Annotated in this window: 25 protein-coding genes and 1 pseudogene; 15 read left to right on the top strand and 11 right to left on the bottom strand. The window is 37.4% G+C overall.

The window, feature by feature from the left end:
• Nucleotides 1-146 precede the first annotated feature (146 nt).
• Both SAGCYANO_RS37410 and SAGCYANO_RS37405 read right to left on the bottom strand, forming a co-directional pair.
• Nucleotides 147-452, bottom strand: coding sequence for an S-layer homology domain-containing protein (locus SAGCYANO_RS37410; RefSeq protein ID WP_237397061.1), 306 nt, complete (start codon nt 450-452; stop codon nt 147-149).
• A gap of 257 nt (nt 453-709) precedes the next feature.
• Nucleotides 710-856 carry a hypothetical protein gene (locus SAGCYANO_RS37405; RefSeq protein WP_202224667.1) on the bottom strand — a complete coding sequence of 49 codons (147 nt, stop codon included), beginning with the start codon at nt 854-856 and terminating at the stop codon, nt 710-712.
• Between SAGCYANO_RS37405 and SAGCYANO_RS37400 the strand changes: the two genes are divergently transcribed.
• Both SAGCYANO_RS37400 and SAGCYANO_RS37395 read left to right on the top strand, forming a co-directional pair.
• The gene (locus tag SAGCYANO_RS37400) at nt 847-1,416 is read left to right on the top strand and encodes a Uma2 family endonuclease (protein ID WP_202224666.1); all 570 of its coding nucleotides are present in this window, start codon (nt 847-849) and stop codon (nt 1,414-1,416) included. The two genes, SAGCYANO_RS37405 and SAGCYANO_RS37400, sit on opposite strands and share 10 nt — an antisense overlap.
• Nucleotides 1,413-1,598, top strand: coding sequence for a hypothetical protein (locus tag SAGCYANO_RS37395; protein WP_202224665.1), 186 nt, complete (start codon nt 1,413-1,415; stop codon nt 1,596-1,598). The genes SAGCYANO_RS37400 and SAGCYANO_RS37395 overlap by 4 nt, the downstream gene beginning before the upstream one ends.
• Before the next feature lie 186 nt (nt 1,599-1,784).
• On the opposite strand, the gene SAGCYANO_RS37390 is transcribed toward SAGCYANO_RS37395, so the two are convergent.
• The 5 genes from SAGCYANO_RS37390 to SAGCYANO_RS37370 all read right to left on the bottom strand — a co-directional run bounded on the left by SAGCYANO_RS37390 (nt 1,785) and on the right by SAGCYANO_RS37370 (nt 3,399).
• Nucleotides 1,785-2,450: an SDR family oxidoreductase gene (locus SAGCYANO_RS37390; RefSeq protein WP_202224664.1), complete on the bottom strand. Its 666-nt coding sequence runs from the start codon at nt 2,448-2,450 to the stop codon at nt 1,785-1,787.
• A gap of 92 nt (nt 2,451-2,542) precedes the next feature.
• A complete protein-coding gene (locus SAGCYANO_RS37385) occupies nt 2,543-2,698 on the bottom strand; it encodes a DUF86 domain-containing protein (protein ID WP_202224663.1) in 156 nt (51 codons plus the stop codon).
• 55 nt (nt 2,699-2,753) lie between these two features.
• Entirely contained in the window at nt 2,754-2,918 is a 165-nt protein-coding gene (locus SAGCYANO_RS37380) for a hypothetical protein (RefSeq protein ID WP_202224662.1), read from the bottom strand.
• Between the two features lie 3 nt (nt 2,919-2,921).
• Entirely contained in the window at nt 2,922-3,065 is a 144-nt protein-coding gene (locus SAGCYANO_RS37375) for a hypothetical protein (protein WP_202224661.1), read from the bottom strand.
• A complete protein-coding gene (locus SAGCYANO_RS37370; RefSeq protein WP_237397060.1) occupies nt 3,052-3,399 on the bottom strand; it encodes a nucleotidyltransferase family protein in 348 nt (115 codons plus the stop codon). The genes SAGCYANO_RS37375 and SAGCYANO_RS37370 overlap by 14 nt, the downstream gene beginning before the upstream one ends.
• A gap of 34 nt (nt 3,400-3,433) precedes the next feature.
• Here SAGCYANO_RS37370 and SAGCYANO_RS37365 point away from each other — a divergent pair, with 34 nt between their 5' ends.
• The 7 genes and pseudogenes from SAGCYANO_RS37365 to SAGCYANO_RS37335 all read left to right on the top strand — a co-directional run bounded on the left by SAGCYANO_RS37365 (nt 3,434) and on the right by SAGCYANO_RS37335 (nt 12,968).
• The gene (locus SAGCYANO_RS37365; RefSeq protein ID WP_202224660.1) at nt 3,434-3,847 is read left to right on the top strand and encodes a P-loop NTPase fold protein; all 414 of its coding nucleotides are present in this window, start codon (nt 3,434-3,436) and stop codon (nt 3,845-3,847) included.
• 5 nt (nt 3,848-3,852) lie between these two features.
• Nucleotides 3,853-5,919: a GUN4 domain-containing protein gene (locus tag SAGCYANO_RS46550; protein WP_237397059.1), complete on the top strand. Its 2,067-nt coding sequence runs from the start codon at nt 3,853-3,855 to the stop codon at nt 5,917-5,919.
• A 491-nt stretch (nt 5,920-6,410) separates the two neighbouring features.
• Nucleotides 6,411-7,376, top strand: coding sequence for an ABC transporter permease (locus tag SAGCYANO_RS37355; protein WP_237397058.1), 966 nt, complete (start codon nt 6,411-6,413; stop codon nt 7,374-7,376).
• 816 nt (nt 7,377-8,192) lie between these two features.
• Nucleotides 8,193-9,113 (top strand): ABC transporter permease, encoded by a 921-nt coding sequence (locus tag SAGCYANO_RS37350; protein WP_202224658.1) that lies wholly within the window; start codon nt 8,193-8,195, stop codon nt 9,111-9,113.
• Between the two features lie 162 nt (nt 9,114-9,275).
• Nucleotides 9,276-10,384, top strand: a pseudogene (locus SAGCYANO_RS37345) (RNA-guided endonuclease InsQ/TnpB family protein).
• Between the two features lie 746 nt (nt 10,385-11,130).
• A complete protein-coding gene (gene lysS / locus SAGCYANO_RS37340; RefSeq protein WP_202224657.1) occupies nt 11,131-12,699 on the top strand; it encodes a lysine--tRNA ligase in 1,569 nt (522 codons plus the stop codon).
• A gap of 74 nt (nt 12,700-12,773) precedes the next feature.
• The gene (locus SAGCYANO_RS37335; protein ID WP_202224656.1) at nt 12,774-12,968 is read left to right on the top strand and encodes a hypothetical protein; all 195 of its coding nucleotides are present in this window, start codon (nt 12,774-12,776) and stop codon (nt 12,966-12,968) included.
• Nucleotides 12,969-13,380: 412 nt separating this feature from the next.
• On the opposite strand, the gene SAGCYANO_RS37330 is transcribed toward SAGCYANO_RS37335, so the two are convergent.
• Entirely contained in the window at nt 13,381-14,172 is a 792-nt protein-coding gene (locus SAGCYANO_RS37330) for a hypothetical protein (RefSeq protein WP_202224655.1), read from the bottom strand.
• A gap of 199 nt (nt 14,173-14,371) precedes the next feature.
• Here SAGCYANO_RS37330 and SAGCYANO_RS37325 point away from each other — a divergent pair, with 199 nt between their 5' ends.
• Nucleotides 14,372-16,084, top strand: coding sequence for an N-acetylmuramoyl-L-alanine amidase (locus SAGCYANO_RS37325; RefSeq protein ID WP_202224654.1), 1,713 nt, complete (start codon nt 14,372-14,374; stop codon nt 16,082-16,084).
• 46 nt (nt 16,085-16,130) lie between these two features.
• Here the strand turns inward: SAGCYANO_RS37325 and SAGCYANO_RS37320 are convergent, their stop codons facing one another.
• The 3 genes from SAGCYANO_RS37320 to SAGCYANO_RS37305 all read right to left on the bottom strand — a co-directional run bounded on the left by SAGCYANO_RS37320 (nt 16,131) and on the right by SAGCYANO_RS37305 (nt 17,985).
• On the bottom strand, nt 16,131-16,292 hold the full coding sequence (locus SAGCYANO_RS37320; RefSeq protein WP_202224653.1) for a hypothetical protein: 162 nt from the start codon (nt 16,290-16,292) through the stop codon (nt 16,131-16,133).
• Between the two features lie 217 nt (nt 16,293-16,509).
• A complete protein-coding gene (locus SAGCYANO_RS37315; protein ID WP_202224652.1) occupies nt 16,510-16,863 on the bottom strand; it encodes a VOC family protein in 354 nt (117 codons plus the stop codon).
• Nucleotides 16,864-17,334: 471 nt separating this feature from the next.
• A complete protein-coding gene (locus SAGCYANO_RS37305) occupies nt 17,335-17,985 on the bottom strand; it encodes a HEAT repeat domain-containing protein (protein WP_307786287.1) in 651 nt (216 codons plus the stop codon).
• Nucleotides 17,986-18,101: 116 nt separating this feature from the next.
• Here SAGCYANO_RS37305 and SAGCYANO_RS37300 point away from each other — a divergent pair, with 116 nt between their 5' ends.
• From SAGCYANO_RS37300 to SAGCYANO_RS37280, 5 genes are all read left to right on the top strand, one after another.
• Nucleotides 18,102-18,902 carry a phycobilisome protein gene (locus tag SAGCYANO_RS37300; protein ID WP_237397057.1) on the top strand — a complete coding sequence of 267 codons (801 nt, stop codon included), beginning with the start codon at nt 18,102-18,104 and terminating at the stop codon, nt 18,900-18,902.
• Nucleotides 18,903-19,087: 185 nt separating this feature from the next.
• Complete coding sequence (locus SAGCYANO_RS37295) at nt 19,088-19,834, top strand: DUF4336 domain-containing protein (RefSeq protein WP_237397056.1); 747 nt, start codon at nt 19,088-19,090, stop codon at nt 19,832-19,834.
• A gap of 866 nt (nt 19,835-20,700) precedes the next feature.
• Nucleotides 20,701-22,044: a hypothetical protein gene (locus SAGCYANO_RS37290; RefSeq protein ID WP_202224648.1), complete on the top strand. Its 1,344-nt coding sequence runs from the start codon at nt 20,701-20,703 to the stop codon at nt 22,042-22,044.
• A gap of 20 nt (nt 22,045-22,064) precedes the next feature.
• Nucleotides 22,065-24,530, top strand: coding sequence for a HEAT repeat domain-containing protein (locus SAGCYANO_RS37285; protein WP_202224647.1), 2,466 nt, complete (start codon nt 22,065-22,067; stop codon nt 24,528-24,530).
• Between the two features lie 447 nt (nt 24,531-24,977).
• Entirely contained in the window at nt 24,978-26,147 is a 1,170-nt protein-coding gene (locus SAGCYANO_RS37280; RefSeq protein ID WP_202224646.1) for an ATP-binding protein, read from the top strand.
• Nucleotides 26,148-26,572 lie beyond the last annotated feature (425 nt).

Below are 26,572 nucleotides of genomic sequence, written 5' to 3'. Positions count from 1 at the left end.
TTGTCTGAATCTGGGTAATTATTTAATAGCTTTTTAGTATTTTCTTCAGGGAACTGAAAAACACCATAAGCTTGAGCAAAATCGCAAATGCTTCTGCCCGATTAATTTTATAATTGGGAAAAACATTCCCTCACGATAGCCACTCATTACGCCATTTTTAGAACAATTTGAATATCATTATAAGCCCAATAATTTGCAGAAACATCTTTTAATTCAACATTTGGCTTCTGAGAAAATGCACGTTTTTCTAAATCAAATGTGTTGACTAAAATTGATGCTAATTCTGCTCTACTAATAATTTCATTAGGATTAAATTTTCCGGCTGCATCTTTGGTCATTAATCCCGCAGCAACTACTCTTTCTATGGGGTCTACTATTTCTTCTTGGGCTTGAACAATTATTGGTAATTGTAATAATGCGATGAGGGAAAATAGACTAATAAATTTTTGCATAATATAATTTTAATCACATAGTTTATATTGACATATTCATTGTAATACTAAATCCAGCGATCGACAGAATTTTTTTGAGCGGAGGAGCAGAGGTGTAGGGGCGAATGGCATTTGCTAACGCAAAGCTCCGCTAACGTCCTCACTGGATTTATTGTCCGTGCGTAAGTCCTGTAGATATAGGGTTTTACTCAGTTACGCTACTGCTAACACACCCTACTGGACTAGAAAGAGGATGGGATTTGAATCTCATTGATCTCCTAATTGCTAACTCCTAATAAATGCTTAAAACTCAGACAAAGTAATATTTTCCTTCTTCCTTCTTCCTTCTTCCTTCTTACTTCAAATTTCAGAAATAAACTGTTAGTATTATGATAGTTGAATAGGAGAAAACTAAATGCAAGCAACTCAAACCCGCTACTCTTCCGAAGAGTATCTAGAGCGGGAAAAAACCGCTGAATTTAGAAGTGAATATCGTGATGGAGAAATAATACCCATGACTGGAGGTACATTAAATCACAATCGAATTGGACTAAATGTTGTTTCTGCCTTAAAGTATGGCACCAAAGGTCAATCTTACGAAACTTTTATGAGCGATTTGCGCTTATCAATACCGACAAAAAATATTTACACTTATCCAGATGTGATGGTAATTTCTACTCCAGTTATTTATGCCGAAGGTAGGCGAGATACTATTACTAATCCTCAGATAATTGTTGAAGTATTGTCGCGATCGACAGAAAGCTACGACCGGGGGCAAAAATTTGAGTATTATCGCAGAGTAAATAGTTTCCGGGAATATATTCTCATTGACCAATACAGATATTATGTGGAACAGTTTAGCAAAACTGAGGATGGCAAATGGTGGTTGTCAGAATATGAAGGTGATGGTGCTATTTTATCTTTTAGTTCGGTGGAGTTTCAAATCTCTTTGTCAGATATCTATGAAAATGTAGAATTTGAGTGAAGAAGCAAGAAGGAAGAAGAAAGAAGGAAGAAGGAAGAAAGCATTTAGTTATTTACAACAGAAGCAAGGAGGTGTTTAGTCATCTACTTACTTCTGCATTATTCCTAATCTTTACTATTATGGCATTACTCTATTCTATAGCAATTCCCAAAAAGCGTGAGGTACAAAATTCTTTTGTTTGAGGGAACAGGGAACACTGGAGCTGGAAATACAGGAATAAATAGTCTTATAACTGTACCTCACTATCCTCAAAATTGCTGTAAGTACATAATAAAAATATTCTCCTCTCAATATTGAAGAAATATCCCAAATTTCTGCGCAGAAGTACTGATAACTGATAACTGATAACTGATAACTGATAACTGAAATTACCAAGGCAATACTCCACCCTTTGCGTGCCAAAAAGTTCCTGTATTTTCTAAGTTTAATTCGTCAATTCTAGCTAACAAATTTTCTGCTGCTTCTGCTGGAGGTCTTCCTGTGAAATTTGTCATTCTAGTACTAATTAAACCAGGATGTAAAATTGCTACAGCAATTCCCTGTGGTTTTAGATCGACAGATAAAGATTTACCTGCCATACTAACTGCAACTTTTGACATTCGATAACCGTAGGAACCGCCGGAAGTATTATCATCAATTGAACCCATTCTACTCGTAATAATAGCAATTTTTGAGCCAGATTCCATCAAGGGTAATAAAGCATGAGTTAGGCGCAAAGTTCCTATAGCATTCACTTCAAATTGTTTGCGAATACTATCAAAATCTAAATCATCTAGATAATTTCTTTCTCTTTCGACTATTCCAGCATTATTAATTAATACATCTAATTTTATCCCTTGTAGATGGTTAACTAAGTTAGCAATATCTTTTTCAGAAGTAATATCTACTCCTGTTTCTACACGGACTCCCAGATTATCTAACTCTTGATTAGATTGACGACAAACAGCAATTACTTTGTCACCTTTGCTATGAACTTTTTTACATAATTCTTGCCCAATACCACGATTACTTCCTGTGATTAAATAAGTTGCCATAATCGACTTTTTTTCCTTAATTGCTGATAATTTTGCTAGTTGATTATATCATATAAGTAACACAATTTTTGAGGCATTGAAACCAAACATCTTCATTCATTAGAAAGAGGAGGCAATAAAACCTCTAACTGCTCTAATAAAATAGGAATATCTGACGCAATAACTCCCCACAAAATTTCTGGTATCACCTCATCATAGCGATGAGCAATAATATTTATTAAACCAATAAGACTGCGCCAATTTATCAAAATAATATGGGTCTAAAACCCCGCCTTTTAAGGCGTAATATTTTTGGAGCATTGCTCAAATCCCCGTTACAAAAATAACTTCTGACTCTCTTGGTGCGCGTTCCCTTGCGACTGGCGTCGTCGCGGGGTCGCACCGCTTCTGAATTCTGACTTCTGACTTCGTTAACTGAGGGTGTAATTGTTGAAACTCTAAAGATATTCGACGTGCAGCTTCACCCAAAATTTAAAATTGACGCTCTACTGCACTTTGTATCAAAATGTTCTCTAAATACTCACTGTAATTTACATCAGTAGTAAATTCCTGGATTCGACGAATTGCCTGTACCATATCCCAAACTGAAGCAATATCTCTATCATTGTTTTGCATAAATTACTTGATAAGTATTTAAAATATTAGCTAAACGATAGGGATTTTTAATCATAGCTTTTTCTACTAAATCAACTGCACGTCCAAACTTTATTTCTAATTCCTCTTGCATATCTAATAATTTTGATAATGTTAACTGGCAAGAAGAATCATAAACTACTAAAATATCAATGTCACTATTAGGGTGAAAGTCTTCTCGCAATACTGAGCCAAATAAAGCTAATTCAGTAATATTCCAGCGTTGGCAAAACTCAGCAATTTCTGAGTAGGAAATTTTCAGACGCTCTGTGAGAATAATTTTTAAATTAACTTTTTGTTGTTCTCTAAGCATCATAATTACAGTTCCTTAATTATTGACTTTTAAAATTATGTTATATTCTACAGAAAATTCAAAGCAAATTATTACCTTGGGCGACCAACCTACGACAAATGATGAACTTGGTTTTGCCCCTTATGTTATAGCAATGGCTGAGTTTTTAACTGATAAAGATACTAAACCGCCACTAACTATTTCTATCGAGGGTGAATGGGGTAGCGGTAAGTCTTCTTTTATGAAACAACTTGAAGTTGAGGTTAAAAATAAGTCTAAAGAATTAGATAAGGAAGATTTAAAGAAAGTTTGGCAGAAAATTAAAAAAGACCGGATTATTTTCAGCGATGTATCAGATATCTGTGAATATTTCAGATTAAAATTCAAACAAGAAACTCAAACTGTTGAGTTTAATGCTTGGCGACATGAAAAGTCTGAATCTCTTTGGGCGACTTTTGCTCTTTCTTTTTAGAACAATTGTCTAAGAATCGTAATTTATCCGATATTTTATATAATTTCTGGAGTTACTTAATTCTAATCGGTAATCGTCTTGACTGGAAAAATAAACCAATGAAATTTATCCAAACTTTGGTAATAATATGGTTGATGGCAACTATTATTGTTTCTGTTCCATTTGTTGTATTTTTTCCAGATAAAATCGCGGGTGTTTTACCGTGGTATGAAAAGTTAGCAGATATTGTTCAAACAGATTCAGAGGAAGAAGGGGAAGATAAAGAAGACGAGCAAAAAACTGATAATAAAGAAGATGAAAATAATCAACTTTTAAGTTTCTGGTTACAATTGGGAGGTTATGGTGCTGGGTTTGCTGGGGTAGGAAAAATTCTGGCAATATTAAAGGATTTAATTGGCGACCAGAAAATGGATTTGACTCAATATCTTGAGCATCCTGATTATGAGAAACAAGTTGCTTTTATTGAAAAGTTTCACGAGGATTTTTCTAAAATTGTCAATGCTTATGTGGGCAAAAATGAGAAAATTTATGTTTTTATAGATGACCTTGACCGTTGTGAATTGGGTAAATCTGCCGATTTATTGCAAGCTCTAAATATGATGATTTCTAATGACCCAAATATAATTTTTATTTTGGGTATAGACCGGGAAAAAGTAGCAGCAGCAATAAGTTTTAAACAAAGAAATATTATTCCTTTTTTAGCTTCAGCGATCGCCGAAAATCAAGTAGAGGAAAATGAAACTCAGAAGTTGATCAAAAAGGTTGATTATGGTTTTAGTTTTATGGAAAAGTTTGTGCAATTATCTTTTTTAGTTCCTGCACCTTCTCAAAATACGTTGGATAGTTTTGTTGAAAAAATGTCAGAAATAAAAACTTCTCCAGAAAAACAAGAAAAACGTTTTTTTTGGATTCCTCATAGTTTAATTGTTGAAGTATTTGATTGGCCCGCAAAATTTAATGATACAAAAGAATGGATAGAAAAATTTAAAGACAGAATATTTTCACAAAAAGAAGAGGAAGCCGAAAAAACAGAGGTAGAAGATTCTTCTGTTTCAGAACAAAATTCAGAATTTCAAGAGGCTGAAACTTCATTTCCAGATTTACCTATTTTTCCAATTATTGAAAAAGATTTAGATTCAGAAAGCTTTGCTCAAGTTATAGAGATGGTTGCTCCTTTTTTTGATTATAATCCCCGTCGTTTAAAACAATATATTAATTTACTAAGACTCAGGATTTATATTGCCTATTATTCTATTGGAGTTACTTTTGCTGAAAGAGAAACAATAACCACAGAACAAATAGCTCAATTTACTGCTATTACTCTCAGATATCCCCGTCTTTTTTTGGAATTCAAGAATAATAATCAACTACTTGCTGAGTTAGAAAAAGATGCTGTTAATAAATCTCTTAAATCAAATAATTCCATCATACTTAGTTCTGAATGTACATCCAGCGATCGGGAAATAGGAAATGCTAGTTATTGGCTTAAAAATTACCCGAAAATTAAACAATTACTTTGCGTTGAAACAAACAATGAGGGAAAAAACCAGGATAATTGTATTTTTCAAAATGCTTCAATTAAAAAACTTCTGGAAGCTTCACCACAACAAAGTTTACCTCCTAAATATTTTAAACTGCGTGAATTCTTAGCTGCTAAGAAATGGAGAGAGGCAGATGAGGAAACTTATGAAGTTATGTTACAAGTTGCAGGGCGAGAGAGGGAAGGTCGGCTGGATGTGGAAGATATAGATAAATTTCCTTGTAAAGATCTCCACATAATAGACCAGCTTTGGGTAAAATATAGTGATGGTAAGTTTGGCTTTTCTGTGCAAAAGGAAATTTATCAAAGTTTGGGTGGTACGAGGGAGTATGGTATTAATGTATGGCATGAGTTTGGTGAAACAGTAGGATGGTGTAAAGATGAAAAATGGTTAGAATTGGGTGACCTATTTTTGGAGCCGTGGGTGCATTACAAAGGACACCTACCGATGTGGAGGGATGGGATATGGTTTGATTGGTTTTTTATTGATGGCATTTCTCTCGCGCAAAGACTTGTAGACTGTAACATATAATCGTTTCAGCCGCTCTATCATTATTGTGTAGTATTGTGTAGGTTGGGTTGACGTAAGGAAACCCAACAAAAATTAACTGTGGCGGTGCAACCGTAATGTTACAGGAAGCCAATTAGGTGAAAATTCCAGGTATATGTTGGGTTGCGCTGTCGCTTAACCCAACCTACGATCTCACCATTGCTATGCAGAACAACCAAATAAATATCTCCAAAAATTAGTAGTATTGTGTAGGTTGGGTTGACAAAGGAAACCCAACAAAAATCAACGGTGGTGATACAGCCATAATAGTAGAGCAAGTTGAGAAGTTTTCTGTTGGGTTGCGCTGCCGCTTAACCCAACCTACGGTTTATTGTTTTTATTGTAGACGAACAAAAACAGACATAATATTGAGATAAAATTTTTAGGAGCCAAAACCCAACTACGAACTGATGCAGAAAATTCTACTCCCAATATTCGCCGTATTCGCCGCCTTATTAACAGGAGCAGCTTTAATGCTCTTAGCAAAAACCAACCCTGTAACTGCTTATACCGCTCTATTCCAAGAATCTCTCACAACCTACTTTGGTTTCAGCGATACCCTCAGCAAAACTACCCCACTATTGTTAGCAAGTTTAGGAATATTAATAGCATTACGAGCAGGTTTATTTAATCTCGGTGGGGAAGGGCAAATTTATATGGGTGCTTTAGGTAGTGTTGTCGCCGGACTATATTTGCCTAATTTCCCAATATGGATACATTTACCCCTAGCATTGACAGCAGGTTTTCTTCTCGGAGCATTTTGGGGAGCGATCGCTGGTTTTCTCAAAGTTACCCGTGGTCTAAACGAGGTGTTGACTACCCTATTACTCAACTACATCGCTCAAAATTTTGTCAATTACATGGTGAATGAACCACTTATCGCCCCCGACGCCCCCAGTCCCTACACTCCTCTCATTGCCGAGTCAGCACGTTTACCAATAATTTTGCCCAAAACTCAAGCTCACGCCGGAATTTTATTGGGGTTAGCTATTGCGATAATTTTAGCGGTGGTGTTGTCGTTGACAGCTTTCGGTTATCAAGTGGATGCCGTCGGACAAAACCCTACTGCAGCTCGTTACAGCGGAATTTCTGTTAACCAGACTATTCTGGCAGTCATGGGTTTATCCGGTGGTTTAGCAGGTTTAGCAGGAAGCGCAGAAGTATTGGGAGCCAAATATCGGTTGTTTGAAAACTTTTCTCCTGGTTATGGTTTTGACGCGATCGCCATTGCGTTATTAAGTCGAGGTAACCCACTGGCAGTAGTTTTAACATCTCTATTTTTTGGCGTTCTCAGGAGTGGGGCAAATGTGATGCAGCGGAGTGCGGGGGTTTCCATAACTATTGTTTATGCTATTCAAGGTTTGACAGTGTTGTTTTTAGCAATAAGTTTAGCGTTTGAAGAGCAAAGAAAAAGATTTACAACAGATTCTAAGATATAAAGTATGAATATTAATAATCAGGACTTACGCAGATAAGCTATATATAGTACTCAATACTATTGTCCAATAGTTAATCAACTCTATAGATAGTGCCTTTGCCTAAGTACCGAATATTGTAGTGCGGGCATCTTGCCCGCAACGGGTGTACCTGATGAAGATTGACATCCTCCCGACGCTGCTCTACGAGACAACGCGGAATTCCCATCCATCAATCAAACAGACTAAGCTGCTTGAAAGATTCAGGGCGGGTTGACACCTCACTGGAAAATGCAGGCAAAGCCAGTCTAACACTTCCTCCGTGTCCGTTTAACTTCTCCGAGTGCCCCTCGGCGACTTGATTGAACAGTTAGAGTAATCTTAACCTTGATTTTTGGTTAAGTAATATTTGTATGTTAACAGATTATCTGTAAAACCGCAAGATTGATTGGCATTCATCCCGGCGCTCCCCTGCGGAATGTGAGGTATAAATGCCAACATTTAGATAAATATTAATTAGGACTTACGCAGATACGCTATATATAGCGCTCAATACTATTGTCCAACAGTTACTTTACTCTATAAATAGTACCTTTGTGTAAGTCCTGTATTAATAATAAAACCTTTGTAGTGCGGGCATCTTGCCCGCGACAGGTGTACCTCATTAAGAATAAATAGGAAAGGAGCAATTGTACCTCATTAAGAATAAATAGGAAGGGAGCAATTAAATTATTATATAGGATGGGAGCAAGATGCTCCCACTATTCCCTTAACCAAAATAATTACAATAGACCACCATTACAATGCACCACCGTTTAATGACTAACTTTTCATCAAAAAATGACAAATATCGACTTTTTCTCTGATTATTTATCTGCCACAATTCGACTTTCTATACCTTTAGCTTTTGCCGCTTTAGGTGGAATATTTTCCGAACGTTCCGGCATTTTAAACATTGCTTTAGAAGGAATGTTATTAACAGGAGCTTTTGTTAGTGCGGCTGTTTCTATTTCCACAGAAAATGTCTGGATAGGAACTTTAGTAGCAATTTTTGCCGGGGGAATTTTAGGTTTAATTCATGCTTATCTTTGTGTCAGTTTAAAAGTCAATCAATTAGTTTCTGGTTTAGCAATAAATTTAGCAGTATCGGGATTAACTGCTTATGGAGCTAGGGTATTATTTGACAGTGGCACAATTGCTCTACCAGGTATTGAAACTATCAATTTTTTGGGATTAAAAGATTTGCCTATTTTAGGAATATTCTTAAATCAAGACCCACTATTTTATTTACTTTTATTGTTAATTCCGGTTTGTACTTATCTAATTTTTAATACCAGTTGGGGTTTAGCTTTAAGAGCAGTTGGTGAATATCCTCAAGCAGCAGCAACAGCAGGAATATCTGTTAGTTTAGTGCGTTATTTGAGTGTAGGTTTTAGTGGTTGTTTGGCAAGTTTAGGTGGAGTTTATTTAGCATTAGTTCATGTGCAATTTTTCACCGAAGGCATGAGTAGTGGAAAAGGTTTTATTGCTTTGGCAGCCATAATATTTGGTAGATGGCATCCCGTTAATACAGTTTTAGCTTGTTTATTATTTGGAGCAACAGAAGCTTTGCAGTTAAGAGTTCAAGCTTTTAATCTGAATATTCCCTATCAATTTTTAGAGATGTTGCCTTATGTTATTGCTTTGTTAGCTTTGATTGGTTTAGCAGGTAAATCTACACCTCCTGCTGCTTTGGGAAAGGAGCGGGGAGCGGGGGAGTAGGGGAGTAGGGGAGTAGGGGAGTAGGGGAGTGGGGGAGTAGGGGAGTGTGGGGAGCGAGGGAGTTTTGACTTAGTTGACAATTTACGTTATAACGCAGTATAATCAGCTAGTTATCTCTGGGTTGAAAAAATACAGTAGTCAACTCAAAAAATAGCTAGAAATATGTACAAGTCAATTCGTACAAAGCTCAAACTAAATAACCAGCAGAAAACCCTCTTGGCTCAACATGCAGGTTATTCAAGATGGGTTTATAACTGGGGCTTAAGTTTATGGAATGCTGCTTATCAAGATGGTTACAAGCCAAATATTTCCTGCGGAATGCTGCGCAAACGTAAGCTCAGAGAGGTTTTTACTAACCACACAAAGCCTTTATATCCTTGGATGAAAAACTTATCATCTAAGGTTTACCAATATGCTTTGATCAACTTAGGTGAAGCATTCAAAAGGTTCTTTAAAGGATTAGGAAAATACCCAAAGTTTAAGAAGAAAGGTAGGTCTGATTCATTTACAATTGAAAACCAGTGGAAAACCAATAGAACTAAACGGATGGAGTCACAAATTACCTTTTATTGGTATTGTCAAAACCTATGAACCAATTGAAGCAACTACTCAAAAAATAACTATTAGTAGACACGCAGGTGATTGGTACTTAAGTTTGGGTTATGAATTTACTCCTCATCCAACACCAAAAACTACTGAAGTTGTAGGTGTAGATTTAGGCATTAAGACATTAGCAACTTTAAGTGATGGGAAAGTCTTTGAAAGTGTCAAGTCATATCGCCAGTTTGAAGCCAAGCTTTCTCAACTACAATATCTAAACCGGAATAAAGAAATTGGTTCAGCTAATTGGCGAAAAATACAACTGAAAATTGCCAAGCTACACACAAAAGTAGCTAACATCCGCAAAGACGCACTTCATAAATTGACAACATATCTAGCCAAGAACCACGGCAGAGTTGTCATAGAAGATTTAAATGTTAGTGGTATGTTAGCTAACCATAAGCTAGCTAAATCAGTTAGCAGATAGTGATTTTATGAGTTTAGGAGACAACTTGCATGCTCTGTGTGAGTGGTATGGTTCTGAGTTAGTATTAGTTGACAGGTTTTTTCCATCATCAAAGACTTGTTCTAACTGTGGTCATGTTCAGGATATGCCATTAAATGTAAGGACTTATGATTGTCCTGAATGTGGCTTGTCAATAGATAGAGATTTAAACGCCAGTATAAATTTGAGAGATGCGGTCGGCTCGACCGTGAATGCCTGTGGATGAGTAACCGCCGACGGCCTCACAAGAAGCAGGAAGTAAACATCAGATTGTCACGTTATGTGACGCTTTGTATCAGTTTTATAGAGCAGTAGTAAAAACATTATAGGACTTACGCAGATACGCTATATATAGCGCTAAAAACATATAGCGCTAAAAACTATTGAACAATAGTACTTGTACTATATAAATAGTGCCTTTGCGTAAGTCCTGATTAGTTAAGATGCGTAAAAGTTACTGTTAAAGTCCCTGGACTAAACCTTAGAAGTAATTATTTATTACTAATTGCTGAAGAGCGTAGTTCCTCCGGAGGAGGCTAGCTGATTGCTAATAGCTGTTTGCGCAGCATTCCGTAGGAAATGCTTACAAATATTGATATCTAAAAAAATATTTGCCATTAATTTTTTGTCTATTTCAAATCTTATTAAAAACAAAAACAACCTTCAATAACATTATTTTTATCTTTTTATTTTGGCTTGAATACCCCGCCGTATACACAATATTTACAATTAGTTAATTAGTTGGGGTTATGATATACGAAGTGGCAGATCGTTCACTATCTCCATCCACTTTTTCCTTTTTATTTCTTCCTTCTTCCTTCTTCCTCCTTCCTTCTTCCTTCTTCCTTCTTCAATCCCAAACTTTTAACCTCCAAATAACTTTGGAATAATTTAATCTTTATCACCTCCTATAAACAGAAAAACTATGGTATTATACTAACCTCATTAACCAAATATAGAATACAACTACCAATGCCTAAAAGCGAAACCAGGAACGAAGCAGAAGTTCGTTCACAAAGAGTTGATGAATTACGCTCTCTGGGAATAGACCCCTATCCTAGTAAAGCAGTAGAGCGATCGCATACTGCTCAACAAGTTATAGACCTATTTTCCCCTCCAGCAAAAGAATTAGAACCAGGGGAAGCAGACCCTGATGAAAAATTATTAAAAGTTTGTGGTCGTATTACTTCTAAGCGCGATAGTGGTAGTATTGGTTTTATTAACCTAACAGATGAAAGTGGAAAAATTCAACTTAAAATTGAGAAAAAATTAGTTAAGGGAGACCCTGGTTTAGGCTTTAAACAAATACAAAAACTCCTGGATGTGGGAGACTTTATTAGTGCGGAAGGAATTAGTTGTCGTACTAACCGAGGTGAGTTATCAATTCAGGTAAATAAACTCGAGCTTATTTCCAAAGCTATTATTCCATTTCCTGACTCTTATTATGGTGTAAATGACCCGGAAATTTGTCGTCGTCATCGAGAAATGGATTTAGCTGGAAATGCCGAATCTTTACAGCGTTTTAGAATGCGGAGTAAAATTTTACAAAGTATTCGTACATATCTTTGGGATGCTGGATTTTATGAAATAGAAACACCAGTTTTACAAGCAATTTATGGAGGAGCTGCTGCTCGACCTTTTACCACCCATCATAATGCTTTAGATGTTGATTTATATCTACGAATTGCTACAGAATTATTTTTAAAACGGGCAATTTGTGGTGGTTTTGAACGAGTATTTGAATTAGGCAGAGTATTTAGAAATGAAGGAATAGATAGTACCCATAATCCTGAATTTACCTCCCTAGAAGTTTATCAAGCTTATGCAGATTATTTTGAAATTTTGGGTTTGGTAGAAGATGTTATTTGTTATTGTATGACCAATGTTTTAGGAGATATAAAAGAGATAGAATATCAAGGACAAATTATTAATTTAGAACGTCAATATGACCATAGTCAAAAATATCCTAATTTCACTGGCAAACATTGGCAAGTTAAAACAATGGTAGAAGCAGTTAAGGATGAAACAGGACTAGATTTTGATAACTTAGAATTGTCAGAAGCTATTAAAGCTGTAGAAAAATTAAACCTAAAATTATCGAAGTTAGAAACACAAAGTTTGGGTTATCTTTTATATGCTGTTTTCGACCAAAAAGTAGAGTCAACTTTAATTCAACCTACTTTTGTAATTGATTTTCCTGTAGAAGTCAGTCCGTTAGCAAAAAGACATCACAGTAAACCAGGTTTTGTCGAAAGATTCGAGTTATTTATCCACGGTACAGAATATTCCAATGGTTTCTCCGAGTTAAACGACCCTCAAGACCAACGCCAACGTTTTGAGGAACAGATCGCTCAGAGAGATGCAGGAGATGATGAAGCACATCCAATGGATGAAGATTTTATTCAAGCGTTATCCTTGGGAATGCCTAACTGTGGTGGGATGGGTATTGGGGTTGACCGTGTAGTGATGTTATTGACCAATACTCAAAGTATTCGGGATGCCATTATGTTCCCCACTATGCGATCGACTTTGAAGGATTGAAGAAGGAGTCAGGAGTCAGTAGGGGCGATTCGCGAATCGCCCGTATAGGAGTGGGGGAGTGAGGGAGTGGGGGAGTGGCTCACACTGATTATGGCACGGATACATGGATAGGTCCGGGAGGAGCACCGAGTGGGGGAGTGGCTCACACTGATTATGGCACGGATACACGGATAGGTCTGGGAGTAGGGACGTTGCATGGAACGTCCCTACAGGGAGTGAACCCACCCCTAACCCCTCCCAGGAGGGGAAGTAAAAATAAGAATAATTAACATTAAACTGAGCTGCTAATTAGCAAAAAAGTTATTCGAGCTGTGTTAACTACTTAGGGTTTGCGCTCAAAAGTCTTTTTGCTGGGGTAGGAGACAGGAGACAACCCACCCCTAACCCCTCCCAACCCACCCCTAGCCCCTCCCAGGAGGGGAAGACAGGAGACAGGAGGAACAGGGAATGTAGAGGAGGTAAGAGTAAGAATTGTCCCTTAATTTTTCTGCCCAACTCTTGCACAAAATGCTAGTTTTTTGAGCTTTTTTGACCGAAAAGCTGGCACTTTTTTTAAACCTAAAGCAGCTAAAACCTTTATCTATAAATACTTTGATATTTAATCAGCAAGCACTACTTAATAACTGAAGTTCAAAGTATAGCGTTAATGCGTGGGAATTGGTATAATACTTTTCCCCGTTTCTACACAATAAATGTCTCTAAAAATTCTTTAATTACTAAATCCGGTTCTAAAAAACACCTAATATCATCATAATGTTTCACCATATCAATATTAGTATTTTGTAGTAAGCGATCGCTATTTTTTTCTGTCTGACTAACTACCCCATTATTTAATCCTTTTTCTGTCTCATCAATTTCTATAATTCCTAGTTTTCCTCCATAGTAGATGGCAAAACTCGGCTGCAAATTGCACTTACCTTCTTGAGTAGTTAATCTAATATTTGGCTTCACAAAAAAAGTCACGCCTATACTGTCTAAAACTTCTGCGATTTTTGTTTCAGCTTCTTGGAGTAAGGACTGAGAATGTTTAGAAAACGGCGAGTTATTATGGTTATTTTCTAACCCTGGGGTAGCAATAATTTCCCTTTGATTTTCTTTTTCTTCAGCAATGCTAAATTTATCTGTATATAATTGACAGGATTGAGATTTTGCATTATTCTTAGCACCGCAACTAAAATTCATCTCAAAAACATTACGATTAAAAGTAATATGCTGTCGCCTTATATAACGCTTAATTACTGACTTGATATTACCTTTTTTTACCTTTTCACCAAAAGCAACCGATAAACATTTCCAAAGTTTAGCCGCCGTAGATTTAATATACTCATATTCATAACCATAAATCTTTGCTATCTCCTGATAAGAACATTTCCCCTGCCAACATTCCCGGAAGATAATCTCTTGTACATCTGTAAAATTACTGTCTTTATCTAAGACAAATTCTACTATATCCAAGGCATCATCTACATTCATTGTTCCACTTTTCTGCCCAAATAATATTTAACAAAAAGGCCGTTATTTCCAAATTAATAAAAATATAAACTGGTTACTTTTTGACACTTTTTATCACTGACAAATCTCTCTCATACAAATATCATAACTGTTAGTAATTCAAGCAATTTGTATCAAATCTTTAAGTATAAAAATCATCAATTACTCAGAGAAATCTACCATGTTTTTGCCAGATGATATTAATAGTTTAAGTGATTTAACGGGTGTTAATTCAGAAACAACCAATACGATTTTACCAGAAATAGATATTAATAATCCATTAATACTTACTCCTAGTGCCGAATCATTGTCTGTTCCAATTACACAGGTAAATAATTCAGATAATATAATTCTACCTGAAAATTTACTAATTGATGAACCAACAGTAGATATTTCTACAGATGAATCGGTAGATATTTTAACTGGCGAGGCGACGATTAATCAAGCTGTAATTGTTGATGCTCAGGGGGACGAGAGTCCAGATATTGTGTCTGGTGCAACTAGACAAGCCAGCAACGTTTTATGGAATGGAATTCAGAACGTAGGTCAAGGAATTCAGAACGTAGGTCAAGGTATAGCTGATTTCTTTACTCCTGACCCCTATATAGCTTATGCGCCAGGACCGATAGACCTAGCGGGAGAAAACTTTTCTACAGCACGTCAGTTGGGCAATATCACAGGTCAGCGCATCCCTATTTCTGATTTTGTAGGAACTAACAGTGGTGACTTTGCTGACTTCTACCAGTTTGAAATTTCCGAACCCCGGTCATTGAGCTATAAAGTTGATAACTACAACCATCTAATTGATGTCGAAATCATGAACGCTTCGGAGCAACCCATTAGTGCGAATGAGCAGATCGAGGGAGCTTACTCCGTCAGACAGGGTGGTTTTATTCATTCCTTATCTCCAGGCACTTACTATGCCAAAGTCAATGCTCCACAAGACCCAAACCTATCTACCAGCTATGAAGTAGTCTTTAACTTACTGGAGCTTCCCTTGAGTTCACCAACTCCATCTAATTACATTAACACTCCATCTAATGATATTAACCAAGTTTATCAAGAATACTCCTGGAAACTAGGTAGTCCTACTACCGATATCATTTACTACAATGGTTACGAGTATCGACAGTTTGAGGGTGGTTCCATTGTTAAGAGTCAATACGGCGCTTACCCCCTCTACGGTGGAATTCGTGAGAAGTACCGACAAACCGATAACGGACTTGAAGGATATCTAGGCGCACCTACCAGTGCAGAATATGATTGGAATGGAATTACACGTCAAGACTTTGAGGGAGGTTACATTACTTGGGATAATATTAGCGGTGCTATAGTTAATGGTAATAATAATTTTTCCTCAACATCAGAAGCACTGGCTATTGAATGGATTCCTAGCCCCAATTTTGGAAATCGCCCTGGGGGTCCATCAGATGTAACCAGCATTATTTACCATCACACAGGAAGCAGTAATATCGACGGCACAATTAACTGGTTTCAAAGGACAGATATACCCCGAGAAGAGCGTGTGTCTGCTCATTATGTCATAGGTCAAGACGGCCGAATCGTAAACATGGTAGATACTAACTACAGAGCATGGCACGCCGGAATTTCAGAATTAAACGGTCGCTCTGATGTTAATGACTACTCTATTGGTATTGAAATTGTGAATCCCGATGGAAATTTCTATTCTTACACTGAAGCCCAATACGAGTCTTTGGAGTGGTTAACCCAAGATTTATTAAATAAATATCCCTCTATTACTCATCTTACAGGACACGAAGATGTTGCGCCAGGTCGTAAGTCTGATCCAGGAGATTTGTTTGATTGGAACCGAATTAGGGAGGCTGCTTACGGGGCAAATACTAATGTGTTCCCAGTAGTTGGACCGCTTTAATGGTAAGCGATCGCTTTCTTATTTCTATAAGGCGATCGCCTTGACTTTAAACAGAAGAAGTAACTGCCTTAGCGCTACCAATTTCCTCTCGAATAGACTGATTAATTACATCCACTAATAACAAGCGATCATTAATAGATAATTCCTGAGTAAATTTCACTAATTCCTGCCAAGATAAACTCTCCAACTCCGGCTCAACATTTCCCATCCCTTAATGATGAACTGGTTTAGGGTAGCTTGCCAACTGCATCGTGATTGGCTAGCACAATAATCTCGAAGTACTGGGTGCTTTACTCTCTAAGTATATCCTCAATGATCCAAATCTGATGACTAGCTATTTTGCCACGGAAAAATAGACTGTTGAAGTATCAAGAAACCAGGTATATCTGAAAAACCTGGCTTCTAGGATACATAGATATATATTACTACTTATTGACTTTTGTAGGTTGCAAAAGACTGACTAGATAACCATCTGGAGTGCGCATAGCTGCTACTTTCCCGAATGATGGTTCTCGAACTCTTCCCTCTAATGCACCTCCCATAGATTCCAAAGTTGCGATCGCCCCTTGTACGTCTTCTACATGAAAACTAAGAATCGGAGAATCACTGCCTTGTGGATTTTCCGCTGCATGGAGGGCAATAGTCGTACCGTTTGCATCCAGTTCAGCCCAGCCTGGACTAGCAGTTTTAACCGTTAGCCCCAAACCCTCGGAGTAAAACTTCACCGATGCCAGTACATCTTTTACCATCAGCATCACGTGCTTAAATTCTACAGTCATTGACTATCTCCTTAAATAGCGTTAGCGCCTATTATATTTCGTATTATAGCAGCAGCAGGATGCTGTATAAAACCTTATATAGCGACATTTTAATGTTTAGTTTCTGCTTTCCTGCGGAATGCTACGCAAACCAGCAGAACCTCCATAGGTATCAACTCTCAAGCAGACCGCATTTCTTAAATTGATACTCTCATTCAAATTGCGGTCTATATTTTATATCAAATCCGTTTAATTCGGCACGTAAAAAATGTTCCATCTTCAACGATTACCAAATATTTCTCCCCTCCAGGGAGGGGTTAGGGGTGGGTCCCCATCTCCCCATCCTCCCATATTCCCCTCCAGGGAGGGTTAGGGGTGGGTCCCCATCCCCATCCTCCCATATTCCCCTCCAGGGAGGGGTTAGGGGTGGGTCCCCCATCTCCCCATCTCCCCATCTAATTACACCGATGCTACCGGATTTGATATTATCTGTTATAAGGAACTCTCCAAAGTTGCAGCTACTACCCTATAATCTTCGTCTTTGCTCAAATAACTTAAAGCTGCTTTTGCTTGAGGGTCTTCAAATTTCCTTAACGCCTGAGTAACTCGTAACCGGGTCATCCAAGATTTGGCACTGACAAAATCTAAAAGTTTTTGTAAAGCTTCAGTTTCTTTAATTGTTCCCGCCAAAGCACCTAAAGCATGAATAGCAGCTTCCCTGACAGTCAAATCTTCCCCTGCGATCGCACAAATACATACTTCATAGAGTGCTTCAGGAAATGGCATTTCTGTAAGAGGAGCAAGAATACTCCGACGTACTAACCAATTATCGTCTTGACGGAATGTTTCCAGTAAATGAGGAATTGACTCTTCTCCAAATTTAGATAAGGAGTTTGCAGCTTCAGCTCGCACATTGTAGTCTTGGTCATTTTTCATCATTTCCAGTAATATCTTAAATGATTCTGGGCTGCGTTTATTACCCAATCCCATTGCTACAAATGAACGTACTATAAATTCTGGGTCGCGCTGTCTAGTTATGAGCAAAGGAATTGCTATTTCACTTTCATAATTTCTCAACTCGGTCAGTGCTTTGAGTCTCTCTTGAGAATTAGAGCTATTTAAGTATAACTGAATTTGGTTCATTTCCATGTTAAGGCTTCCTTAATTTTATTTACGTTTCTTTACAAATACTAGCAACTAATCCCTCAATCTGGGATGATAAATTTCAGGAAAATACAAAAATTGATGAGAAAGTCATTATGTCTGAAACTATAGAAGCCAATACTTCAACACCAAAAGCTCAAGAAATAGAAGAAGTAATCACAGGCTTAGAGCAGTATCGGGAGCGTATTGTCAATGACACTATAGAAACAGCGAAAAAAGTCAAGATGTCTAAATCCCAGGTAATGGCCAAATTGGAAAAACACCCAGAATTGTCCTTTATTGATAAAACCCTGAAAGAGCTGCGTTTACAACAACCTACATCTTTAACTGAAACAGCCAAACAATTAATTCCTAAAGCGAGAATAGTTAGTTTTAAAACTTGGGAAGGGGTTTTACCAACAGAATTAATTCAACTATTTCAAATGGCTGATGATGAAGGTCGTTATTTAACAGATGATGATTTACAGGTACTCAAAAATTCTGCAAAAATGCCAACTTTTTCTCTTGAAGCTGCTAGTTTGCTTCGAGATAGTGCAGCAGAAATTGTTAATGAAGCTAGGGAAAAAGTATTAGCAAAATATCCGAATATTACAGCAGAAGGAGGCGATTTATATCCACCAGCACGAGCTGAAGCTTGTTGGCGAGACTTCTGGCATTTTTTACGTTGTATTACTTATGGAATTGCTGGTGATCGGACTGATTTTACCAGTGCTGAAGGTCTACATTATATGAATTTACTTTATCAAGAATTGCTTGTACCACTATCAGCAATGGTGTTAGGTTTAGAAGCTATTAAAACGGCTAGCTTAAAAAGATTTTCTGAGGAAAAGCAAGCAGAATTAGCTCCTTATTTTGACCATTTAGTTAGTAAATTACAGCAGTTTTCTACGTTTTAGGGAACAGGGAATAGGGAACAGGGAACAGTCAGAAGTCCAGTAGGGTGTGTTAGCGACAGCGTAACGCACCTACAAGTAAAATTCGATGCACTAAATAAAGCTTAAAATTCAGAGCAATATTTTTCCTTCTTGCTTCTTCCTTCTTAAGGATAAAACTAAAAAAAAATTTTCCTATGAGTAAAAATATGGTCGATTTATATGAACCAATTAATATTCCTAAAATAGTAGATGAAAACATTTGGATTGTTGATGGGGGAATTGTCACAATGGCAATGTATGGAACCAGGATTCAATTTCCTACACGCATGACAATTGTGCGACTAAAAAATGGTGAATTATGGTGTCATTCTCCTGTAGAATTAACCCCACAATTAAAAGCAGAAATTGATAAATTAGGTGTAGTGCGTCACTTAATATCACCTAACAAAATTCATTATACTTACATTCATAATTGGGCAAAAGCTTATCCAGAAGCTACTGCATGGGCATCACCAGGAGTTTTAGAACGAGCAGCACAACAGAAAATTGAGGTTACTTTTCATGCTTTTTTAGCAGATGAAGCACCTATTGAATGGTCAGAAGAAATTGCTCAATTAATTTTTCGAGGTAGTAGATTTATGGATGAAGTAGTTTTTTTTCACCGCCAAAGTTCTACACTTATTCTGGCAGATTTGATTGAAAATTTTGAGCTAAATAAAGTTAGTAAAAAATTTGGTTTTCTAATAAGGTTGATTGGTTGTGCAGCTCCAAATGGTAAAACACCACTGGATTTGCGAGCAACATTTTGGGGGCGAAAAAATCAAGCTCGTGAATGTTTTAAGGAGATGTTAGAATGGGAGCCTCAAAAAATTATTTTATCCCACGGAAAATGGTATGAAGAAAATGGTACTGCTGAGTTGCGTCGAGCTTTTGCTTGGTTGGGAGAGGGTTAACGAAGTCAGAAGTCAGAAGTCAGAAGTCAGAAGTTATTAATGTGACTTTTCAAAAGTTTTGTATGCTTTATATTACCAATTAATATCCTTTAGTCCTATATGTTAATTTGGGTGTTGCTGATTTTGGGTATGATTTTGCCCCCCTAGCCCCCCAAAATTGGGGGGAATAAGACTCTAAAAGTCCCCCAAAATTGGGGGATTTAGGGGGCTTGATGTGTTGGTGATTCTGGGTATGATTTTGCCCCCCTAGCCCCCCAAAATTGGGGGGAATAAGACTCTAAAAGTCCCCCAAAATTAGGGGATTTAGGGGGCTTTACCAGAACCAAACAATCGCGCATTCATACTTCAATTCAGCAACGCCTTAACTTGAATATCTTAAAGAGAAATGTCAGAAACTAATAATAAAAAGAAGATATTTCGTTATTGCAAGCTTGGCAGAAAAAATTGAGTTAGCTAATACTAATAATATATTTTGTCATTGTCACAACTGTGGATATGAATGGGTAGATTCCTCGTTTGAAGGGATATGTCCGAACTGCAAAAGTTCCCATATCGAACGTATTTCTTGTTGGCAATTTCCAGATGACTAACTAATATCAAATCCATTCAATAGCACGATTTTTATTGCGTATGTCGCGATATGTAGGGGCGAATGGCATTCGCCCTCTCGATGTAGTGTCCGCGCGTAAATCCTGTCATTTCTATTGTTGGTTTTATTACGTATGTCGCAATAGGAGTTTTTACTCAGTTTCATTTCTGTTGCGTATGTCGCAATAGGAATTTTTACCTGTTTGTATAGTGAGTTAAACTTAATAATGACTTGATAGAATTAGCTTTCTTAAACTTTTGAACTTTCTGTTGTCGTCATGTTTAAATCTAAACTCACATTTTTTCGTTGGTATGTGTTTGGTGTAATTGGGTTGTTGGCAGTCTGGATGATAGGTGGAAATCTTCTAGCTTCTTACTTAGAAAAGGAGATTGATAGAAAAATTGCACAAAAAGTGAAGGAATTAGAGGAACAATATCCCGATCCAGAACCTAATGATTCTGCTTTGAAACTGGAAGCTATATTGTTAAAAGAATTTGGATTAGGACTAATTGACAAAACAGATGGTCAAGGCGTTTTTAAATTTGGAGACTATATGGGGTATCATCCAGATTTTGATGGCTCTCATGATGAATTTGAGAAGATTAAGGAATCTCTTGACCAATATATTCATAATCAAATCTCAAAACCTAATGATGAGATTGAACCCCCACCAGAAGAGTTACAAAATTATTTAGAGTCTAAAGCTGATGCCTTGAATAAAGTTCAGAATCATGTTTTAAATAGTGAATTACCTAAACTAAACACAGTGTTCGAGACTATTTATCTGTTAAAAGGGGATTATTCAGTTGTCTCACCACTAGACTCGCCTGAATTTACTAACTTTCAAAAAATTCTGGCTCTAGATATTTTAGAAAAACAACGTCAGGGAAAAAATCAGGAAGCTAGAGAAATGTTAGAAGTCTCCTGGAGAATTAGTCAGTTACTTAAAAATTACAGCTTCATAACTGGTAAATCACTTGCATTGACTATAGGTGAGTTTCAGACAGGAGTTATTCGTAAGCTTGATAATCTCTCACCTTATTGGCAGGAACGTTTGCTCGAACATGACTATCCCTTATCTATTCTAAAAACTATAGAAGAATGGCATTTGAGTCTGTATAATGTTACGAGAAATCTTGATTTGTACAGAGATACAAGTGTACTGACATTATTAAGTTCTAGTAATCCTCTATCAACGTCTTATTTGAGATTATCGGCAGTTGATTATTATGGAACAATGACTGATGAACTTGAGGGTTTACCTACAAGAAATGTTTGTTCTCCAGAAGAAAAAGTAATACCAAATCTGGCATGGTGGAATCTTTTGGACAACTCCATGCGTATATGGATAATTTCGGCAAATGAAGAACTTAGAGCAGCAAAATATATGCTAGAACTAGAATTCACCCAGAAAATTCTGCAAGTCAAGGAACTAGCTAAAAAACAAGGAAAGTGGCCTGATTCAATACCAAATTTAGACTCTAAATTCTGTCCTGATCGCCAATACATCTACAAAGTTTCTGAAGATGGCACAATGACAATTTCACTAGACAAACAGCCAGAATGGGTAAAAGATAGAGACCTACCTTTAATCTATAGCGATCGCACCCCACCACAGTAAAAAGTAGAGTTGAATTAATTATGAAATTTAAGTTACTTGTCTTGACTATTACTCTTGTCAACATCACATTAGTTGTAGGTTGGGTTGAGGAACGAAACCCAACAAATCAAACATTTAATCCAACAGACAAAAAATTGAGTTGGGTTGCGCTAGCGCTTAACCCAACCTACAATACCAAGATTGAAACTTATATTGAACAACTCGAAACTAATCCAAATTGGCAGGTTCGCAGTCAGGCAGCAAAAGCATTAGGAAAATTCAATCAAAACCCCGATACCATTATACCAGTTCTGATTGCTGCCTTAGAAGACACAGATGAAGTTGTGCGTTTGAGAGCAACTTTTTCCTTGATAGAGATCGGTCTTCCCGCAGTTCCCCAATTAATTGATGCTCTCAAAACTAAGAACACCTCAGCTCTTGCCAGCGCTAAATTTGCCCTCAGAAGCATGGGGATGTCTGTCGCACCAACTCTATCCAATGCTTTAAGCAATTCTGAACGCCAGGTGCGCTCCAGTGCCGCATCAATTTTTCGAGAAATGGCAGCAGATATTGAACGCAGACCTATTTCTCAAGCTCCCTCATTGTCAGAGTTGGAACAAGCTGTCTCATATTTAGAAGAAGCACTACGAGAGATGGAAGACTTTATCAGACTTCACTATAATCAAGTATCGGGGAAAGATGCTTTGCTGGAACTTTTGACAAGAGATGAACGGGAAGAACCAATTCGTAAATCTCTAGTCAGTTTCAAGTCAGAGATTAGAAGTCACTATGCTAGAAAATTCCGCCAAGGTTTATTCCTAACTTTAAGTTCCCTAATGCTAGCTGGAGGTTTATTATTCTGGTATCGCCCAGATTTATTTCTACGTTGGATCAGAGCCAGACTTCGAGCTAGACAAAATCGAGAAGTGACAGATAGATTAAAAGTTGAAATACAAAAATTTCTGCAAAAAGCAGGAGCAACAGCTAGCGATAATGGCAAACATGGATTGCAAATCACCTCTGCTGAGGGCAAGCTCAAACCCTACGTTCCCCTACCTGTCTCCTTCGCAACAGAACAACCCGATGCTCAAGATATAGTCGATCTAGTGCAACAGGCAACAAAAATGAAAAAATCAAACCAACAACAAGCGGGAATTATTTTCTATCGGGAACCTCCAGATACTCTCTTCCGAGTGGAAATGACGAAGGTAAGATTGAGCGATCGCTTTATCCTCATTCCCATTCCTCTAACAGCAGTGGAAAAATCACTACAACAGGAGGAAAAATCTTCAGGACTTTTAGCAGAATACACAGAACGCTATTTACCAGGAGCAGACCTATTTGATGACCGCAATGCTATCGGTGATACCCTCTCATTTTTTGGTAGAGGGGAACTACTACAACGTTTGGAAGAAAATCTACGTCGAGGTCAGGGTATTGGTATTTTTGGTTTGCGCAAGTCTGGGAAAACTTCCTTGTTGTTGCAATTGGGATTTGCAATGCGAGAAAATCCTTTAGTTCATATTGACTTGCAAACTTACGGGAGCAAACCACATTATGGTGCAGAGTTGTTTAATCAAATTTTGTCAAAACTATCTCAACTAATTGAGTCCCGTTCCCCCAAAATGGTGAGTCCCCCTAAATTATTTGAGAGCGATCGCCCTGCTGCTCATCTCACAACAGAATTTACTCAACAGTTGCAAAATTTGACTCAACAACTCTCTCAACTCGGTTATCAACTTCCCATTCTCATTTTTCTAGATGAAATTGAGCGCATCATTCCCACAGAGACAGATGCAAAGGAGCGAGCGGAGGAGTGCAATGCTTTCTTCGGAGCATTACGAGCAGTCAGTCAGGAAAAACGTTCTCTTTCTCTACTGGTAGCTGATGTACATCCAGATATTAATCGCATCAATCAATGGAAGCAACCTAATGTACCCACTAATCCTGTGTTTAACTTTTTCAAGGAAATTTTTGTCGTGCCTTTTTCTGCGGATGAAACCAATCGAATGTTGACTGATATTGGAAACTTAATGGGAATTACTTTTGACCAAGAAACTCAGAGTGAAATTCATATTAGAAGTGGCGGACATCCCTTTGTATCTCGCCAATTAGCAAGTTTATTGTCGAAGAAAGTAGCAGCAGAACATGAAGGAAATATCGAGTTTGCTGATGCCCAACGTTATTTGAGCAAACCATTCACTTATTCAGGAGTATTAAAAGATTACTGCGGGCAAAATATTTGGAGCGACATAGAAAAACGGGAATTTCAGTCAGCAATGGCAATTATTCGGTTGGTTGCTTGCAACGAAAAACTTGAGTCAGGAATTCCATCATCTGGTATACTGAAAAAACTGCAAAATCAATTCACAGAAAGTGAGTGTTTAGATGCTTTGCTGTGGTTAGAATCAGTTGGTTTAATTCTACAGCAAGAGTCAGGAACAGAAGATGAGTATCAAATAAGATTACCGCTTCTGTCTCAATGGTTGCGAATGCAAATAAAGTAGCTATCAGCTTTTAGCATTTCCGTTCCGGAATGCTGCGCAAACAGCTATCAGCTTTTAGCATTTCCGTTCCGGAATACTGCGCAAACAGCTAGATTCCTGGGTCGGAACTTCGTTAAATAATCTTGCTGACTACTGAGTGCTGATATCAAATCCGGTTGAATAGTTATAAATAACGAGAGAGGAGTCAGGAGTTCCCCCCTAACCCCCCTTGAAAAGGAACTGGAAGTCCCCCTTTTTAAGGGGGATGCGCGGGGGATCATTGATGTACTTCACGCCTTATGAAAACTATTATATAACAAGTTTTTTATCACTAATTATCCGGACATGTATTATATGAGATGAGGGGATTGGGAGATTTAAGGTGAGAAAGTGTGGATAGAATTATAAACATATACTCTATAACCTGATTCTATATGACCACTTTTTTAAACAATAGGAGGCGCAAGAGTGGCAAATTTCGTAAGACCAGATTTTAAACTGCCAATATCAGACAACCTTTACTTTTTTGGGCGCAATGATATTTTGGCAGCTATTGAGCGATCGCCTTTTTCAGTACGCATTTTATTAGGAGGTCATCGTCTGGGAAAAACCAGCTTGTTAAATGAGATTCAACATCGGTTTCTGACCTCTAGCAATTCAGACTATCGCCCATTTCCAGTGTTATTCAACCTGCAACAAGAGCGACCAGAAAATTTAGACCATTTGCGCTATTTAATGATTGCCCGTCTCCAAGAAGCTTTAGCAGAATATAAAGAAGGTAGGTTATCTAATTGGCGTAAAAGTTACCGTCGTTTACTCAGACAAATTTCGGGAGGAGAGATAAAAAAAGTAGGTATTTCCCTAAAAGTAACTAACCCAGACTACGAACGTCGTCTGATAAATGAAGATTTCCGCCAAGACTTACTAAGAATACTGAAATCTTTGCAAAAGAAAAATTTTGTGGGTGTTTGCTATTTAATAGATGGTGCAGAATTTATTGTGAGTCAGGAATGGGCAAACGATGCTTGGAGTTACCTCCGAGCTTTGAAAGATACAGACACTGCCCTCAAACCATTTGTCGGTTTGATTTTTTCTGGTTATCAAGACTTAAAAGATTATCAACAAAAAGTTGGTTCTCCCCTGCTCAACATTGCTGAAGTAGAATGGTTAGGAGCATTAAAAGAGGCAGATATGCAAGAGCTAATTGCCTACCGTCGTCAAGTTGAAAATATTTTCCTCACTAACGAAGAAATAGAGCAAATAATTGAATGGTCTGGCGGTCATCCCTATTTAATTCAACAATTACTCAACACAATTTTTGATTATAAAAATTCCGATCAATCTTATGTAATAGATAGTTTAATGAATAACTTAATTCGTCAGTATGATGGAGATTTTTCTGCTTGGTGGGATAACAAAAAAAAGAGTTATAGTTTTAGTGCAATTGAGCGATCAGTTTACTTAAAACTGATAGAACAGAGAATCGGAACAACTGAATCTCTAGCTCAAGAAATTGACTTAAGTATTGGAGAAATAGCAGATGCTCTTGAGGTATTAACTGGTACAGGAGTAATTCAAAAAATTGATGATGAGCAGTATAAAATTGGAGCAAAAATATTTGAACAGTGGGTTAAATAGCTATCAGCTATCAGCTATCAGCTATCAGCCTAAAAATTTGCATTAGGTATCTATTTACGGAGCATTCCAGACCGAGAAGATGTCTGTTTTTTACTGATAACTGATAACTGGTAACTGATAACTGAAATAACGAGGCACCACAGTGGGAGCATCTTGCTCCCGTGCCAGATATTCCTTTTTCCTATATACCATTACTATGCAGAACTATCCAATAATTAGGGTTTACTGAAAAAGTCTTTTTTAAGATGATGAGAAATATTTTGGCTAATCAATAATAAGCGATCGCCTTTAATTTGCCCAAGGAAAAATTGACAAAAATAGCGATCGCTCTAATTCAAATATTTATAATAACCGTGGTTAAAACAAATTAAAATCTGGAAGGAGAAAAACGCCACACCTTAATCGTGTCATCAAAACTACCACTA

Origin of the sequence: Okeania sp. KiyG1 (genome assembly GCF_014132355.1) — a bacterium.
Classification (GTDB): domain Bacteria; phylum Cyanobacteriota; class Cyanobacteriia; order Cyanobacteriales; family Microcoleaceae; genus Okeania.
The sequence above is the reverse complement of the archived record's forward strand: the minus strand, read 5'-3'. Positions and strand labels throughout refer to the sequence as shown.

What these genes read in the sequence shown, in the direction of transcription:
- SAGCYANO_RS37300 (WP_237397057.1), top strand. Translation starts at nt 18,102, where the DNA reads ATGTCTGAAACTATAGAAGCCAATACTTCAACACCAAAAGCTCAAGAA.
- SAGCYANO_RS37350 (WP_202224658.1), top strand. Translation starts at nt 8,193, where the DNA reads ATGACAAATATCGACTTTTTCTCTGATTATTTATCTGCCACAATTCGA.
- SAGCYANO_RS37390 (WP_202224664.1), bottom strand. Translation starts at nt 2,450, where the DNA reads ATGGCAACTTATTTAATCACAGGAAGTAATCGTGGTATTGGGCAAGAA.
- SAGCYANO_RS37355 (WP_237397058.1), top strand. Translation starts at nt 6,411, where the DNA reads ATGCTCTTAGCAAAAACCAACCCTGTAACTGCTTATACCGCTCTATTC.
- SAGCYANO_RS37410 (WP_237397061.1), bottom strand. Translation starts at nt 452, where the DNA reads ATGCAAAAATTTATTAGTCTATTTTCCCTCATCGCATTATTACAATTA.
- lysS (WP_202224657.1), top strand. Translation starts at nt 11,131, where the DNA reads ATGCCTAAAAGCGAAACCAGGAACGAAGCAGAAGTTCGTTCACAAAGA.
- SAGCYANO_RS37290 (WP_202224648.1), top strand. Translation starts at nt 20,701, where the DNA reads ATGTTTAAATCTAAACTCACATTTTTTCGTTGGTATGTGTTTGGTGTA.
- SAGCYANO_RS37325 (WP_202224654.1), top strand. Translation starts at nt 14,372, where the DNA reads ATGTTTTTGCCAGATGATATTAATAGTTTAAGTGATTTAACGGGTGTT.
- SAGCYANO_RS37295 (WP_237397056.1), top strand. Translation starts at nt 19,088, where the DNA reads ATGGTCGATTTATATGAACCAATTAATATTCCTAAAATAGTAGATGAA.
- SAGCYANO_RS37320 (WP_202224653.1), bottom strand. Translation starts at nt 16,292, where the DNA reads ATGGGAAATGTTGAGCCGGAGTTGGAGAGTTTATCTTGGCAGGAATTA.
- SAGCYANO_RS37305 (WP_307786287.1), bottom strand. Translation starts at nt 17,985, where the DNA reads ATGAACCAAATTCAGTTATACTTAAATAGCTCTAATTCTCAAGAGAGA.
- SAGCYANO_RS37400 (WP_202224666.1), top strand. Translation starts at nt 847, where the DNA reads ATGCAAGCAACTCAAACCCGCTACTCTTCCGAAGAGTATCTAGAGCGG.
- SAGCYANO_RS37365 (WP_202224660.1), top strand. Translation starts at nt 3,434, where the DNA reads ATGTTATATTCTACAGAAAATTCAAAGCAAATTATTACCTTGGGCGAC.
- SAGCYANO_RS37315 (WP_202224652.1), bottom strand. Translation starts at nt 16,863, where the DNA reads ATGACTGTAGAATTTAAGCACGTGATGCTGATGGTAAAAGATGTACTG.
- SAGCYANO_RS37370 (WP_237397060.1), bottom strand. Translation starts at nt 3,399, where the DNA reads ATGATGCTTAGAGAACAACAAAAAGTTAATTTAAAAATTATTCTCACA.
- SAGCYANO_RS37285 (WP_202224647.1), top strand. Translation starts at nt 22,065, where the DNA reads ATGAAATTTAAGTTACTTGTCTTGACTATTACTCTTGTCAACATCACA.
- SAGCYANO_RS37375 (WP_202224661.1), bottom strand. Translation starts at nt 3,065, where the DNA reads ATGCAAAACAATGATAGAGATATTGCTTCAGTTTGGGATATGGTACAG.
- SAGCYANO_RS37330 (WP_202224655.1), bottom strand. Translation starts at nt 14,172, where the DNA reads ATGAATGTAGATGATGCCTTGGATATAGTAGAATTTGTCTTAGATAAA.